A 16,677-nucleotide genomic window follows, 5' to 3' on the forward strand; every position below is an offset into this window, starting at 1 on the left:
ATGGGAGCACAGTCAGGCTCGTCCGTCGCGGACGTTGTTGGGGTCGGTTTTGGACCCTCCAACCTCGCTCTCGCGATAGCTCTTCAAGAGTCCATCCAGCCCGGACCGGTGCCGGCAAAGTTCAGCATGAAGTTCTACGAGCTCCAGCCTCGTTTCGGCTGGCACCGTGGGATGCTCATGGAGGATGCGACCATGCAGGTCTCTTTTCTCAAAGACCTTGCCACCATGCGCAATCCGATGAGTCGGTATACGTTTGTGTCCTACCTCCGAGAGAAAGAGAGAATTGCTGAGTTCATCAACAGCAAAACTCTCTACCCACTGCGGGTGGAGTTTCATGACTACCTGGAGTGGGCAGCTAGCCAATTTCAGTCAAACGTCTCGTACGGGTCCGAGATCAAAGACATCCGACCAGTAGTCGAGAATGGCGTGGTGGAGTACGTCGATGTAGTCGGCCCAGATGACGTTGTTCAGCGGGCGCGGAACATCGTGATCGGAATGGGTTTGACGCCTCGACTTCCCGATGGTGTCAACAGATCTGAGCGGATCTGGCACAGCTCCCAACTGCTGGGCAGAGCAGCCGCAGTTACATACGTCCCTCAAAATTTTGTCGTCGTGGGCTCTGGCCAAAGTGCCGCCGAAGTTGCTGACTACCTTCATCGGACTTTCCCTCGCGCCAATGTGCACACCGTCCTGTCCCGCTACGGCTACAGCGTCGCCGATGACAGCCCGTATGCGAATGGAATTTTCGATCCGGAGGGAGTTGACCGGTTCTTCTCCGCTCCGACCGACGAGAAGCAGAGGCTCCTCGAATACCACGCCAACACCAATTACTCAGTGGTCGATCTCGATATTTCACAGTCGCTGTATCTCAAGAGCTACCAGGAGAAGGTCCTGGGCAAACAGCGGTTACGGATGATCAACACCTCGCGCGTCACATCCGTCGACGAGGACACAGACGGCGTACGGGTCGAGGTCACATCCTCGGCCACCGGTCTGACCCATACCATCGAAGCAGACGTGATCGTCTACGCCACCGGCTACCGGCCAAGTGACCCGGCACCGCTACTCCAGGGCCTGATGCGCGAATGTAAGCACGACGAGCAGGGACGGCTCAGCGTGGGACGCGACTACCGAGTGACGACGTCGGATGCGGTGCGCGCCGGTATCTATGTGCACGGTGCCAGTACCGAACACAGCCATGGACTTTCTGCTGGTCTCCTGTCCAACACTGCAGTCAGATCCGGTGAAATCGCCCAATCCATTCTCAGGAGATGACCATGTACGTCCCCCGGATCTACAAGGCAAGTGATCGGACATGGCTGCGCCGCGTGGTTGCGCAGTACCCTTTTGCGGCTCTGATCTCAAACGGCCCCAAGGCCCCGTACGCCACCCATTTGCCAGTCATCTGTGCTCCCTGCGCCCCTTCAGAGAGCGAGGACTTAGAAGGATCGACACTGTTTGGGCACATGAACCGGGCCAATCCCCACTGGGACTCGCTCGTCGACGGTGCGGATGCCCAACTTATTTTCACCGGGCCTCATGGGTATGTCACCCCAAGTGTCTACCAACGCGATTCTGTAGCACCGACCTGGAACTACGTCTCGGTACATCTCCGAGGAAAGCTGCAACCTGTTGCCGATTTCGAGGAGACGCTCAAGGTCGTTCAATTGACAGTCAGTACGTACGAGCAGAAATTCGGCAGCGGGTGGGAGATGGACAGTTCGCTGGACCACTACCGAAGGATCGGTCCGGCTGTGGGTGCATTCAGTTTTGAGGTGGAATCGGCGGATGGCATGTTCAAGCTCAGCCAGGAGCAGAACCTCGAGACCAGGCGACGGGTGGCGGACCACTTCAGCGCGAACCACGCCGGGCGAGGCAAAGAACTAGCTTCGTTCATGCGGGAGTACAGCCATGGTGACTACAACAACTTCTGATGGGGACATGTCGGACGCACCGACGGAACCCACGGCCCGGGAGCCTTTTGCGCCAAAAGAGCATTCCGTGCCCGCCATTTGTAAACCTTCAATTTCGCACCGGCTCAGCCATTTCGGCCTGGTCTGTTCATCGGTTTACGGATGCAAGCGGAGTTTATAAATTGTGCTACTGCTCTCACGCACCTTGTCCGCCGCCATTCCGACTCGTCGAGCAGGTCAATCGTTCTACCTTCGGAATGAAGTTGGGATTCCGGGGGATTGCTTCCGGACCAAAATCCGGCAAAAGAGCCGACCGGCGAACGTGACCAAGTCGGTGTCATCGCCAGAGAAAGCCAGAAGGTTGGTAATGGATTACGACGTTGTTGTTGTTGGGGCGCGATGTGCCGGCGCTTCGGTGGCACTGCTGTTAGCCAGACAGGGGCGAAGTGTTCTGCTGGTCGATAGGGCCTCCTTTCCGGCGGACACCATGTCCACGTTGTATATCCAGCACCCTGGGGTCGTGAGACTCGCACAGTGGGGGATGCTCGATGATGTTGTGGCCTCCGGTTGTCCGCCTTTGGGCACTATTAGTCACGATGTGGATGGACTGAGTCTGATCGCTGCTACCCCGGCGAAGGACGGTGTTAATGCCGCTTACGCACCACGGCGGTACATACTCGACGATCTACTCATTCGAGCTGCCGTGTCAGCGGGCGCGGAGTTCTCGGATCGGACGTCGGTCCTAGAATTGATTTGGCACGACGAACGCGTCGCCGGAGTTCGCCTCCGGAGTGGAAATTCGACCACATCGGTGTCTGCTCGATTGGTTATTGGGGCCGACGGTATGCGATCAAAGGTCGCGGAACTTGTTCAGGCACCGATCCTCCGATCGGCACCCATAGCAAGCTGCGTGTACTACACCTTCTGGCAAGGCTTGCGAACAGGATTCGGATTCCATGAGCGAGTCGGCCGCTGGATAGCCCGTATTCCAACACATGACGACCTGACAATTGTGGCAGCTTACCTGCCGCAGAGCGAATTCTCGGTCGTTCGGCGGGACCCGCAGAGGGCGTACTTGTCCGCGATCGAATCGACAGCGCCGGATTTATACGAACAAATTATGGCACTCGACCGAGTGGATCGGTGGTGGGGTACGGGGGACCAACGCAACTATTTCCGTAAATCGCACGGTCCGGGCTGGGCATTGACGGGGGATGCGGCTCACCACCTTGACTCGATCAGCGCCCGCGGCATCACCAATGCGCTGATTCAAGCCGACCTGCTCACCGATTCTATTTCCGGGGTGGATGTCGGGAACTCGGTCGCAGTAGATGAGGCGATGGTGCACTTTGCACTGTCGACAGGAGCTGTTCTAGAGGAGCCGTACATGAGTACTCTCGCCCTGGCGAAGCTTCAACCGACGAAGTCCCGGTTGCGCATGCTGCATGCCATTGCCAATTCGCCCGAACTTACATCTCGGTACTTCGGTTTGGTTTCGGGGGCCATCGGGATGCGCGAATTTATGTCGGCCGAGCTCGTCGACTTGTTGTAGCTTGCTGATGAAATATTTCGGGTCTGAATCTAACGCTGAGGGTGGTCACCCGAGTGGTTCGCAAGGAAGTGTTTTGCTGGGCGCTGAAAGGGTTGAGCATTGATCCCGTTGTCTTTTGCGCAGCGTAGGCTGTGGTTTATCCACCAGTTGGAGGGATTGTCGTCAACTTACAATATTCCTCTGGTCTTACGCCTGACTGGTGAGCTCAGTGTTCATTCGCTGGGCAGGGCAATCGGCGATGTCGTGAGTCGACACGAAAGTTTGCGGACTGTTTTCCCCTCCCATGAGGGTGTGCCGGAGCAGCGTGTTCTTGGCTCGGCCGACGCAGACTTCGGCTGGGACGTAGTCGAAGCGTCAGGGTGGTCGACAGACGCGTTGAACGATGCAGTCGCACAGGCAGTGGGATACAAATTCGACCTCAGCTTTGAGATTCCGTTCCGAGCGCAGCTCTTCAGACTATCGGCCGATCAGCATGTATTGGTGCTCCTGATGCATCACATCGCGTCAGACGGCCAGTCCCTCACGCCCCTCGTACGCGACGTCGGGCTGGCGTACAGGGCCCATGTGGGCGTAGAGGTGCCTGCCTGGGTGCCGTTGCCATTGCGATATCGGGATTACACGCTCCGTCAGCGTGAGTCGCTCGGCGACGAGTCCGACCCCGACAGTGCGCTGAGCCGGCACCTCCTTTACTGGAAGAACACGCTAGCCGGATACGAGGGGCGGCTTGAGCTCCCAACCGACCGCCCTTATCCGGTCGTGGCCGACTATCGAGGCAATCGAATCCCCATCGAATGGCCCGTGTCGATGCAAGAGCAGGTGCGACAGTTGGCCCGGGAGCATCGTTCTACCGGCTTCATGGTGATTTCGACGGCGCTGGCGGTGCTGTTGTCCGAACTAAGCGGCACCTCCGATGTCGCTTTCGGTGTTCCAACTACGGGCCGACGTGACGCTGATCTTGCGGAGATGGTCGGTTTCTTCGCCAACACAGTAGTGCTCCGCGTTGATGTGTCTGCCAGTTCGACGTTCCGTCGCCTCTTGCAAAAAGTACGGGACGCGGTTTTGGACGCATTGGCCCACCAGGATGTCCCGTTCGACGCGCTGGTGGATCTCGTCAAACCTGCTCGGTCACAATCGCATCACCCACTGGTCCAGGTCATGCTCGGATGGCAGAACCAGATCTCCACGGAGTTGGACTTGCCGGGGGTGCTGGCAGAGGCGGTACCCACCATTTCTCGACAGGCCCGGATGGACTTGACCTTCAGTCTCCGGGAGCGGTACTCCGAGTTCGGCGAGCCGCAGGGAATCGACGGAGTGGTCGAGTACCGCTCTGATGTCTACGACGCTGCATCGGTCGAGACCATGATCGTCAGGCTTGGGCGAATCATCGCCGAGATGATCGCCGTGATCGACCAGCCAGTCATCTCGATCGACGTACTAGACAGAAACGAACACACTCATCTTGACCGCCTGGGCAATCGTTCTGCGCACTCTCAGACTGCCGCCAGTATATCCATAGCCGAACTGTTTGCAGCACAGGCGAATCGAGCGCCGGAAGCGCACGCCATGGTTTTCGAGGATCAGGTATGGACTTACAGGGAAGTTGACGAGGCCTCCACGCAACTGGCACATCTACTAGCCGTTCGTGGGGTACGCGGAGGAGAAGTTGTTGCTCTCATGCTCCCGCGTTCCAACAAGACAGTAATCGCGATCCTGGCAGTGTTGAAACTGGGCGCAACCTATGTACCCATTGACATCAAGCACCCCGATGAGCGGGTGGCGTTCATCTTGGGCGATGCCGCTCCAGCTGCCCTCGTGACCACTGCCGAACTGACTTGCCGGGTAGACTGTTTTGGTATCGAAGTTGTGGATGTCGACGACGACGCGATTGCCGTGCAGCCGGTTACGGCTCTGCCTGCGCCAGAGGCCGGCCAAGTCGCGTACATCATCTACACCTCCGGTACCACCGGTGTCCCCAAAGGGGTTGCCGTTACCCAGGCGAGCGTCACGCGATTGTTCAGCTCGACGGCTCCGGGGTTCGTGCCGTCCTCAAACCAGGTGTGGTCACTCTTCCACTCCTACGCGTTCGATGTGTCGGTATGGGAGATGTGGGGCGCGCTGCTACACGGTGGCCGACTGGTTGTCGTACCTGGAGAAATTGCCCAGTCCGCCAACGACTTTCATCAACTACTGCGAGACCAGAACGTATCCGTTCTGAGTCAGACACCGTCAGCATTTTATGCTCTGCAGGCAGTCGACATGCGCCGGCCGGGCGAGTCTCGGCTGAGCGGTCTAGAAGCGATTGTCTTCGCAGGCGAAGCTCTCGAACCGTCGAAGTTGCGACCTTGGCTAGATCAGCTGGATTCCTGGCCGCACCTGATCAACATGTACGGCACCACAGAGACCACCGTCCACGCATCGTTCCGGAGGATCGTTTCTTCTGACCTCGACAGCCATGTCAGTCCCGTGGGCGGTCCGCTTGCTGACCTTGCCTTCTTCGTATTGAATACCGGTCTCCGCCGCGTGCCGGTAGGAGTAGTCGGAGAGTTGTATGTGGCAGGTCATGGTGTCGGCCTGGGCTACTTGAAACGCATGGGGCTGACGGCGTCGCGGTTTGTTGCTTCTCCGCTCGGCCCGCCGGGCTCGCGGATGTACCGGACGGGTGACGTAGTGCGGTGGAACCGCGAGGGCGAGCTGGAGTATGTGGGCCGCTCGGACGACCAGGTGAAGATCCGTGGTTTTCGTGTTGAACCGGGTGAGGTCGAGGCTGCTCTTTCCCGTGTCGCGGGGGTGGAGCGCGCCGCGGTCGTGGTGAGGTCTTCGAGTTCGGGCAAGCAGCTGATCGGCTACGTCGTACCTGCGGAGACCGGTCCAAAAGTAAATGGTGCTGTGGTGCGTGGTGATGTGGCCGCGCACCTACCGGAGTACATGGTCCCCACAGTGGTGATGATCGTCGATGACCTACCGCTTACGGTCAACGGCAAGTTAGACAAGCAGGCATTGCCGAATCCAGAGTTCGCAGGCGGATCCTACCGAAATCCGTCGACCTTGGTTGAGGGAATTTTGGCTGAAATCTTTGCGCGTGTGCTGGACCTACCGCGGGTAGGGGTGGACGACTCGTTCTTCGACCTCGGCGGAAATTCGCTATCGGCGATGCGAGTGATCGCGGCCGTGCAGGAGTCGTTTGATTCATCGATCGGCGTGAAGGCGCTCTGGGAAGCCTCAACGGTATCGGGGTTCGCACGGTTGGTGGGTGGATCGCCGGGTGGCGGCGTGGCATGGGTCCCAGTAGCTCGTCCCAAGCGATTGCCGTTGTCGTTCGCTCAGCGTCGGCTGTGGTTCATCCACCAGATGGAAGGGCAGTCGGCGACGTACAACATACCGCTACTGATTCAGATTACCGGTTCTTTGGATGTCTGTGCGCTGCGCGCGGCGATCGCTGATGTTGTGGAGCGGCACGAGAGTCTGCGGACAGTGTTTCCAGCGGTGGCTGGTGTGCCGGAGCAGCGTGTCCTTGCAGCTGAGACTGACTTCGACTGGGACATCATTGACGCCACCACCTGGACGGAACTTCAAATATCCGACGCAGCGCGTGTTCGGGGTCAGCATGCTTTCGACCTAGCCGAAGACCTTCCTTTCCGCGCGGCGCTGTTTGTCGTGTCTGCCACTGACCATCGTCTGGTCGTGGTCATGCACCACATTGCAGTCGACGGGGGGTCACTTCCTCCGCTCCTGCGTGACCTATGGAGCGCCTACGGAGTCCGCGCTGCGGGCGAGTCGCCTTCCTGGTCGCCACTTCCCGTCCAGTACGCCGACTACACGCTTTGGCAACACGCTCTGCTGGGTGACGAAGCGGATTCGCAAAGCGTGCTCGCCGGGCAGTTGAAATTCTGGGAACACGCCCTGAAAGATCTACCCAGCAGGTTGGAGCTTCCCACGGACCGGTCGTACCCGGCGGAGACCGACACGAATGGGGGTCGAGTCGTCGTCGACCTGCCCGCGGATTTCCATGAATTGGCGCAGCGGATCGCGCGGGAACGCAATGCGACGACGTTCATGGTGATGTCGGCGGCGCTTTCGGTGCTGTTGGCGCGTTTGAGCGGGAGCGCGGATGTGGCGTTCGGGGTGCCGACGGCGGGGCGGGGGCGAACCGAGTTTGACGGCATGGTCGGGTTTTTCGTCAACACGCTGGTGTTGCGTACGCGGGTTTCAGCCGAGATGAACTTCGGTGATTTGTTGGAGGAGGTACGGGAGCGGAGCCTGGACGCGTTCGCGAACCAAGATGTGCCGTTCGATGCGCTTGTCGAGCGCCTCAATCCGGTCCGTACGCAGGCTCACCATCCGTTGATCCAAATCCTGTTCGCCTGGCAGAACGACCCGGTCCCCGACATCTCGGTGCCGGGTCTCGACGTGGAGACGGCGTCAGTCGACATCGGAGCCGCTCGAATGGACCTGGCATTCAGCCTGCGCGAGCGGTTCACTGCGGACGGTCAGCCCGATGGGATCAGCGGAATCGTCGAGTACCGCACCGACATCTTCAACGCCGAGACCGTAAAGCGCATGGCGGCTCGGTGGCAGCAGCTATTGATTGCGATGGCGGCGGGCCCGGATCGTCCTTTGGCTTCGTTCGACATCCTGGGTGAGGATGAGCTGACGCAGCTGGACGTACTGGGTAACAGGTCGGCTGTGACGGAGTCCGTTGCTGGCGTGTCGATTCCGGAGTTGTTCGCCGAGCAGGTGAGGGTGCGGCCGGACGTCATAGCGGTGGTGTTCGAGGGTCGGTCGTGGACGTATCAGGAGTTGGACGACACATCGACGCAGTTGGCTCATTTGTTGGCTGGGCGTGGGGTGGGAGTAGAGGACGTTGTTGCACTGTTGCTGCCACGTTCGGAACACACTGTGATAGCCATACTTTCGGTGCTGAAGCTGGGTTCTGCTTACTTGCCGATCGACATCAACACCCCTGACGAGCGCCTGGCATTCGTTCTACAAGACGCTGCGCCGGCCGCGATTTTGACCACGGTGAGCCTCGCTGGTCGCGTCAGTAAGTCCGGGGTCCCACTGATAGATGTCGAGGATCCCAAGGTCGCTGAACAGCCGACGACGACGTTGCCGGTGCCGAATGCTGACCTCCTCGCGTACATCATCTACACCTCAGGAACGACAGGCACACCCAAAGGCGTCTCGGTCACCCACCGCGGCGTCAATGACCTCATCGCTACCCACATCGCGCGCCTCGCCAATGTCGAGGACCCGACCACCGGCACTCTGGAACCCCACCACCACGTATGGACGCTGTTCCATTCATACGCATTCGACTTCGCGGTCTGGGAGATGTGCGGCGCGCTTCTGCACGGGGGACGGCTGGTCGTGGTTCCCGAAGAGGTTGCCTACTCTCCTTCCGATTTCCATAACCTGCTCGTAAACGAAGAAGTAACGGTGCTGACCCAGACACCGTCGGCGTTGGCACGGCTGTCTCCCGAGGGGCTACCGTCGATCGCGCTACTTCTACTCGGGGGAGAGACGTGCCCAGCCCAGCTAATCGAGCGATGGGTGACGCCTGAGCGAGCCGTGATCAATGCTTATGGCCCGACCGAGTGCACCGTCTACGTTTCGATGACCGAACCGCTAGTCCCTACAGGGGCAGTGCCGATCGGTGCCGCTGGCTCCGGCACTGCGTTGTTTGTGTTGGATTCCGGTTTGCGGCGGGTTCCGATCGGTGTGGTTGGTGAGTTGTATGTCGCGGGGCGGGGTGTGGCACGCGGTTATGTGCGACGGCCGGGCTTGACGGCATCGCGATTCGTCGCGTGTCCGCTCGGCCCTTTGGGTTCGCGGATGTATCGCACCGGCGATCTGGTTCGTTGGAATCACGACGGCGAGCTGGAGTATGTGGGTCGCTCTGACGATCAGGTGAAGATTCGTGGTTACCGCATCGAAATCGGTGAGATCGAATCGGTGCTCCGGACGGCCCCCGGAGTAGGACAGGCTGCGGTCGTCGTCCATGAGGACCACCCAGGGTACAAACGGCTGATCGGCTACGTCGTTCCCCACACAGACTGGGCGGGCGAGTTGGATGGCAACCAATTGCGCCGCTTGACCGACGCGTGGCTGCCCGAATATATGTCGCTTGCGGCGGTCGTGGTCCTCGATGCATTGCCCATGACGAGTAACGGCAAGCTTGACAAAAAGAGGCTTCCGGTACCTCAACTAGGACAATCGAACCAATACCGAGCACCGACTACTCCACTCGAGGAGAGCCTGGTTGACATCTACGCGCGCGTACTGAATGTGGAGAAAGTTGGAGTCGACGATTCGTTCTTCGATCTAGGCGGCGACAGCATCTCGTCCATTCAGGTGGTGTCCCGGGCCCGGCAAGTCGGTTTGTACTGCAAGCCCCGCGACATCCTGGTGGAGCGAACCGTGGCACGACTTGCCCACGCTCTCCAGCTCTCGGTCCCGGAGCAGTCTCTCCTTCGGCCGGCTGAGGCTGGGCCCGTCACGGCAACGCCGATCATGCGGTGGCTGGCATCTCTCACGGCACCGACAGACGAGTTCAACCAAACCATGTTGTTCCAGGGGCCGCAGCAGGCGAAGTACAGCGACGTGGTGTTGTTACTACAGGCATTGGTCGATCGGCACGCCATGCTCCGGTTGCAGGTGGACAACGCCCCGACTGAGGACGCGGACAACTGCATCGTCCTACCAACAGGCTCGATCAGCGCAGCCGACTGTGTAACCCCCGTCGTGGACTTCTCCGATACCACGTTTGCCAATGCCTTGAGCCGTCTTGACCCGCGTCGAGGAGCCATGGTGCATGGGCTGTGGGCTGAGCGCACCCGCCAGCTGTTGCTCATCGTCCACCACCTCGCGGTCGACGCGGTCTCCTGGGGAATCATCCAAAGGGATCTCGCAACGGGTTGGCGCTGCCTCACCGAGCGGCGAGAAATTACCCTGGATGCCAGCGGCACCTCGTTCCGTGAGTGGTCAACGATGTTGGCGCAGTACGCTGCCGAGCGGAAAGTCACTGACCAGCTTCCGCATTGGCAGCGCATTGAAGCCGTTGCCACCCTGCTGCCCAGCCCGCACCCGACTCCTGGTATCTGGCGCGATGTGGAGCATCTGTCGGTCAGCATCGACACGGAGCTAACCGAAGTGCTGGTAACCGACGTGACTGCGGCTCTGCACATCAACGTTCAGGATCTGCTGCTCATCGCACTCGGTTCTGCCCTCGCTGAACAGCACCAGCACTTCGACGTCCCTTTCCGCATCGACGTGGAGAGCCACGGACGTCGCGATGAAATCGGCAGTGGGATCGATTTGACCAACACCGTCGGATGGTTCACCGCAAAGCACCCGGTCGCTTTGAACGTCGTACCCATGGACCGTGACACTGTTCTGACCGGGGGCTCGGACATGGGTATCTGGATAAAGGACGCCAAGGAACAGCTGCGTGCCCACCCCGACGGAATCACCTACGGTCTTCTCAAGTATCTAGGCACCAACAATCTGTCTGGCGTAGATCCCGCCATCGGCTTCAACTACCTCGGCCGGCGCAGCGTGAGCCAGCTCGACGCACCCCTCGAAGATTGGCGGATCCTCGGACCGACTGAATCGCCTGATGCTCGACGCTTTGGTTCCCGCTCGATGCTGTTGCCGCACACAGTCGGCATCAATGCAGCCGTGCTAGCCGAAGGTTCGCAGTCAGAACTACACGTGTCCTGGAGTTGGACGAGCACACAGGTGGATCGCTCCTATATCACCGAGCTGTACGCGCGCTGGTATGACGTTCTAGCTGGAATTGCGGCGTACGTGCAGAACGGCGGCGGAGGACTGACTCCCTCCGACGTCCTGCCGGCGGTGGTCAATCAGCGGCAGATCGATCAACTCGCACAAATCGTGGAACCAGCAGACCTTCTCCCGCTGACTCCGCTTCAAACCGGGCTGCTTTTCCATCGCCGTTCCGGCAGTAATGAACCCGTAGAGCTGTACACCGTGCAACTGGGTATCGAGATTGCTGGCGTACTCGACGTGCCGCGCTTGCGCGAGGCCGCTCATACAGTCGTCGGACGCCACCCCAACCTAATGGCTCGGTTCGTCTCCGAGGGTTTCCCCGAGCCGGTGCAGATCATTCCGACACGCCCAGACATACCGTGGACGGTAGTTAACGGCTACGAGTGCGATCAGAGGCTGCTGGATGCAGAGCTCGCCGCCTGCGGCAACCTCGTAGATGAGGCACCGCTACGGATTCTCCTTCATCAGACTGGGACGAATAAGCACACGCTGGTGCTATCCGTCCATCACATCGTGGTGGACGGTTGGTCAATCCAGATTCTGCTCAAAGAGATGTTCGCCGTCTACGAACGGGAGACTCTGGCACCCGCGCCCACCTTCCGAAATTACGTCGAGTGGCTATCCGCCCAGGACTGGAGCGCGGCGCGGCGGCATTGGCAGAAGCTGCTGGCGGGACTTCAAACGCCGACCTTGTTAGATCCAGGAGATCGCTTCACTGATGCGCGATCGCTGTTGCGAGTCGACCTCCCTATCGACGTCACGCGTTCTGTTGAGCAGTTGGCTCGCTCGCAAAACACGACCATGAACATCGTGCTACAGGCCGCCTGGGGCCGTCTGCTGGGCGCATTGACTGGCAGCGGAGACGTCGTCTTCGGCACTACCGTATCGGGGCGGCCAGCAGAACTGTTCGGCAGCGAGTCGGCGGTGGGCATGTTCATCAACACCGTCCCGGTAAGAGCATCCCTGACCGCGACGACGACCACGGCTGAACTGATCGGCATGCTGCGGGACGACTACCACGATGGGCTAGACCACCAGTTCGTGGCCCTGGCCGATATCCAGCGCGCCGCGGGACATCAACAACTGTTCGACACCCTCTTCGTCTACGAGAACTACCCACTGAGGATGTCCGGCGGGCAGCTCGAGACAAACGGACTGAGCGTACGCATAGCCTCAAGTCGCGAGTTCACTCACTATCCAATCGCCTTACAGATCTGGCCCGGTCCACAGCTGAGGGTGCGGCTGGAATACCGCATGGCGGTCCTCGACGAGCGGTTGGCCAAGCAAATCCTGGTATGGCTCCAGACACTATTGATTGCGATGGCGGCGGGCCCGGATCGTCCTTTGGCTTCGTTCGACATCCTGGGTGAGGATGAGCTGACGCAGCTGGACGTACTGGGTAACAGGTCGGCTGTGACGGAGTCCGTTGCTGGCGTGTCGATTCCGGAGTTGTTCGCCGAGCAGGTGAGGGTGCGGCCGGACGTCATAGCGGTGGTGTTCGAGGGTCGGTCGTGGACGTATCAGGAGTTGGACGACACATCGACGCAGTTGGCTCATTTGTTGGCTGGGCGTGGGGTGGGAGTAGAGGACGTTGTTGCACTGTTGCTGCCACGTTCGGAACACACTGTGATAGCCATACTTTCGGTGCTGAAGCTGGGTTCTGCTTACTTGCCGATCGACATCAACACCCCTGACGAGCGCCTGGCATTCGTTCTACAAGACGCCAAACCAGCAGCAATAGTGACAACGGTAGCGCAATTGCACCGGGTCGATGAGAGCAAAGTGGCAGTCGTGACCCTCGGGGGCAGGGTCACCGTCGAACCTCCCACTGTCACCTTTCCATTCCCCCATCCAGAACTGACGGCCTATGTCATCTACACCTCAGGAACGACAGGCACACCCAAAGGCGTCTCGGTCACCCACCAGAACGTGACGCAACTGTTCACCAGACCCGCACGGACGTCCGAATTGTCGCCAGGACAGGTGTGGTCGATGTTCCATTCGTACTCGTTCGATGTGTCGGTGTGGGAGATGTGGGGCGCTCTGCTGCACGGTGGCCGCTTAGTCATAGCCTCTGAGGACACGGCCAACTCTGCCACCGACTTTCATGACCTACTTGTGAACGAAAGTGTTTCGGTTCTGACCCAGACCCCGTCCGCCCTCGGCCGGCTGTCACCGCAGCGGCTGAGCGCATTGAGGACCATTTTTGTGGGGGGTGAGGCGTGCTCGCCCGAACTTGTCGATCGGTGGGCTTCAGGCCGAGAAATGATCAACTCCTACGGTCCTACCGAAAGCACCGTTTACGCCTCTATGAGTGCGCCCATGAAGCCTGGTCATGGAGCTCCTATCGGTACGCCGGTGCCGGGTGATGCGTTGTTTGTGTTGGATTCCGGTTTGCGGCGGGTTCCGATCGGTGTGGTTGGTGAGTTGTATGTCGCGGGGCGGGGTGTGGCACGCGGTTATGTGCGACGGCCGGGCTTGACGGCATCGCGATTCGTCGCGTGTCCGCTCGGCCCTTTGGGTTCGCGGATGTATCGCACCGGCGATCTGGTTCGTTGGAATCACGACGGCGAGCTGGAGTATGTGGGTCGCTCTGACGATCAGGTGAAGATTCGTGGTTACCGCATCGAAATCGGTGAAGTGGAAGCAACACTCGCTGCCTTGACCGGAGTGGAGCGTGCGGCAGTGGTGGCCCGTGATACCGATACCGGCAAGCAGTTGATTGGCTACGTCGTACCTACCGAGGTGTCTGCGGGAATCGATGGTGGGGCGCTGCGCGAACGAGTTGCCGCGCGATTGCCTGCGTACATGGTTCCGGCCGTGGTGATGGTCATCGACGAGTTGCCGTTAACTGTCAACGGCAAGCTGGACAAATGGGCGTTGCCCGAGCCGCAATTCGCCAGCGGCGTTCACAGAGCGCCGTCATCTCCGGTTGAAGAAATTATCTCCGGCATTTTCACGAAGGTTCTCGACCTGCCGCGAGTCAGCGTGGACGACTCCTTCTTCGACCTGGGCGGCAACTCGCTCTCTGCGATGCGTGTCGTAGCCGCCGTGCAGGAAACCTTCGACTGTGAAATCAGCGTCCGTGCACTCATGGAAGCCCCCACCGTAGCGGGCCTGAGCAAACAACTCTTCAACTGGTCCAGTTCCGACGAGATACCTCAGGTCGTGAAGTTGTGCCGAGGGCCAGGGCGTCCACTTTTCTGCATACACCCTGGTGGGGGCGTCAGCTGGGCGTACCGCGCCTTGGGAAGCATCGTGCAGCGCCCAATATTCGCTATTCAGCAAACCGTCGACGGCGAACGTCCGCGTACGGTCCGCGAAATGGCCGGCGAGTATGCCGACCTCGTCCAGTCAGTCCAGCCCGATGGGCCCTACGACCTGCTGGGATGGTCCTTCGGTGGTGTCGTCGCCCACCAGATGGCTACCGTGCTGGAACGGAGAGGGGCGCACGTACGTCGGCTAATACTGTTGGACGCAGCTCTAGTAGAACCCGGTACGACACGCTCGCCAGACGCGGATTTCAATGAGACCGACGTCCTGCGGCATTTCGTGTCCAAGAACGTCGACCTGCCCGATCTGAAAGAATTGACCTCTTACGAGCAGGCCACGGAATGGCTGGAAACTCATTCGTCACTCGGCGCAGCTATTCCGCCAGCTTGGATGATCAGCCACGTCGTTCGCAATCTCCGATTCAATTCTGACCTCTGGCACGGCCACACACCGGACCTATTCGGGGGCGGCGCTGTGGTGTTCCAGGGAAGCGATCACGAACGCGATCCAGGTTATTCAAGAGACTGGACACGTTTTATCGCTCGTCCAGTCACGGAGATCGCAGTGGAGTGCGAACACAACGACATGTTGAGTCCCGATGCGTTGGACGCCTACGGCGACCGGCTGCGTGCAGAACTGGAAGGCGACGATTATGAGTAAACCAGGCGAGTTTCCTTATGAGGCAGGTATTCATCCCAAGGGCTATGTGTCTAGGCCATGGACGATCAGGCAATTGGCTGGGCTTGGCGACGGCGTAGACACCAATAGGCGGTTCCATTATCTCCTCGACCAAGGCGAGACAGGTCTTTCGTTGGCTTTCGACCTGCCCACCCAGCTCGGACTCGACCCGGACGATCCAACGGCTGCCGGTGAGGTCGGTCGCGCCGGGGTCTCGGTGTCCACCGTCGACGACTTGGCCGCAGTGTTCGACGGAATACCGCTGGATCAGGTGTCAGTCTCTTTCACCATCAATGCGACCGCACCGATGATCTTGGCCCTATGGATCGTGGTTGCCGAAGAATCAGGCGTCAACCCTGCGCTATTACGTGGCACTTTGCAGAACGAAATGCTGAAAGAGCACGCGGCTCGCAAGGCGTTCGTGTTCGACTTGGACGACAGCTTCCGCTTCTCGTTAGACGTTATCGAGTACTGCATACGCAACTTGCCCAAGGTCAATCCGGTATCGATCTCGGGTGGACACGCCCGTGAAGCCGGTGCGAGCCGAGCAATGGAAGTGGCGCTCGGCATCGCTGATGCGGAGACGTACTTGCAAGGGATGCTGGAGCGGGGGTTTACCGTCGACGAGGTCGCACCCCGGCTCAGCTTCATCTTTGGGACCCATATGGAGGTTCTTGCCGAGGCGGCCAAGTTCCGTGTCCTACGCAGGATGTATGCCCGCCGCATGGTGGACCTCTTCGGCGCTGCTGACGCGAAGTCGAGCCGCATGCGTGTTCAGGTCAATACTTTCGGCTCCGCTCTCGCCGCCTCCGAACCGCTCAACAACATCGCGCGTACGACCATTCAGGCCGTAGCGGCCGTCCTCGGCGGGGTGCAGTCTCTGCATGTGTGCGGCTTCGACGAGGCCGAACAAACGCCTGGGCAGCTATCGGCACGCATTGCGCTGAGGATTCAGCAGATCATCTTGAAGGAAACCGATCTAGCCAGATACGTCGACCCCCTCGGCGGGTCCGAGGCAATAGCTCGCATCGCCGATGAAATCGAAGCAGAGGCTACGGGGTGGCTAGATGACATCGCTGCCCATGGTGGCTTGTTGGACTGTCTGCGCAGTGGCTGGCTGGAATCGCGCATTGACGACATGGCCTACGCCACCCGCGGCCCCGTCGTCGGCGTCGTCGAAGCCGAGAGTTCCGAAGAAGAGGAGTGGCTCACTGAAAGGCAACTGCGTTCGGGTGTCGTACCGGGCCGCCGCCGTCCCTTCGAGCGCGGGGTTTGTAGCGCAGAACTACGTGCTGTGACCGATGACGTGGCCGCGGGCCGCAATGTCATGAATTCGATGATCGCAGCAGCACGGGCTCGGGCCAGCATCGGCCAAATGCAACGGGCGGTGGCAGAAGGGCTCGAATCGAAATGACCGCATCTAACCGGAGCAGCAGCAGTCCGGGTCAATCCCGTACCCAAACACACTCAAGG

General features: G+C 59.8%; 5 protein-coding genes. All 5 read left to right on the forward strand.

Annotated elements, in window-relative coordinates; translation table 11 throughout:
- Nucleotides 1-1,275, forward strand: coding sequence for a lysine N(6)-hydroxylase/L-ornithine N(5)-oxygenase family protein (locus CH271_RS09320; protein ID WP_015586166.1), 1,275 nt, complete (start codon nucleotides 1-3; stop codon nucleotides 1,273-1,275).
- A complete protein-coding gene (locus CH271_RS09325; RefSeq protein WP_202902192.1) occupies nucleotides 1,272-1,934 on the forward strand; it encodes an FMN-binding negative transcriptional regulator in 663 nt (220 codons plus the stop codon). Before CH271_RS09320 ends, CH271_RS09325 begins: the two co-directional genes overlap by 4 nt.
- A 346-nt stretch (nucleotides 1,935-2,280) precedes the next feature.
- Nucleotides 2,281-3,465 (forward strand): NAD(P)/FAD-dependent oxidoreductase, encoded by a 1,185-nt coding sequence (locus CH271_RS09330; RefSeq protein ID WP_015586168.1) that lies wholly within the window; start codon nucleotides 2,281-2,283, stop codon nucleotides 3,463-3,465.
- Nucleotides 3,466-3,573: 108 nt separating this feature from the next.
- Complete coding sequence (locus CH271_RS09335; protein ID WP_254923896.1) at nucleotides 3,574-15,186, forward strand: non-ribosomal peptide synthetase; 11,613 nt, start codon at nucleotides 3,574-3,576, stop codon at nucleotides 15,184-15,186.
- Nucleotides 15,155-16,618, forward strand: coding sequence for a methylmalonyl-CoA mutase family protein (locus CH271_RS09340; protein WP_032364855.1), 1,464 nt, complete (start codon nucleotides 15,155-15,157; stop codon nucleotides 16,616-16,618). Before CH271_RS09335 ends, CH271_RS09340 begins: the two co-directional genes overlap by 32 nt.
- Nucleotides 16,619-16,677: the final 59 nt, after the last annotated feature.

The sequence above is a fragment of the Rhodococcus sp. 05-340-2 genome, from assembly GCF_002258915.1.
In the GTDB taxonomy this organism is placed as follows: domain Bacteria; phylum Actinomycetota; class Actinomycetes; order Mycobacteriales; family Mycobacteriaceae; genus Rhodococcoides.

Coding starts and splice junctions, on each gene's coding strand:
- CH271_RS09320 (WP_015586166.1), top strand. CDS start 1: ATGGGAGCACAGTCAGGCTCGTCCGTCGCGGACGTTGTTGGGGTCGGT.
- CH271_RS09325 (WP_202902192.1), top strand. CDS start 1,272: ATGACCATGTACGTCCCCCGGATCTACAAGGCAAGTGATCGGACATGG.
- CH271_RS09330 (WP_015586168.1), top strand. CDS start 2,281: ATGGATTACGACGTTGTTGTTGTTGGGGCGCGATGTGCCGGCGCTTCG.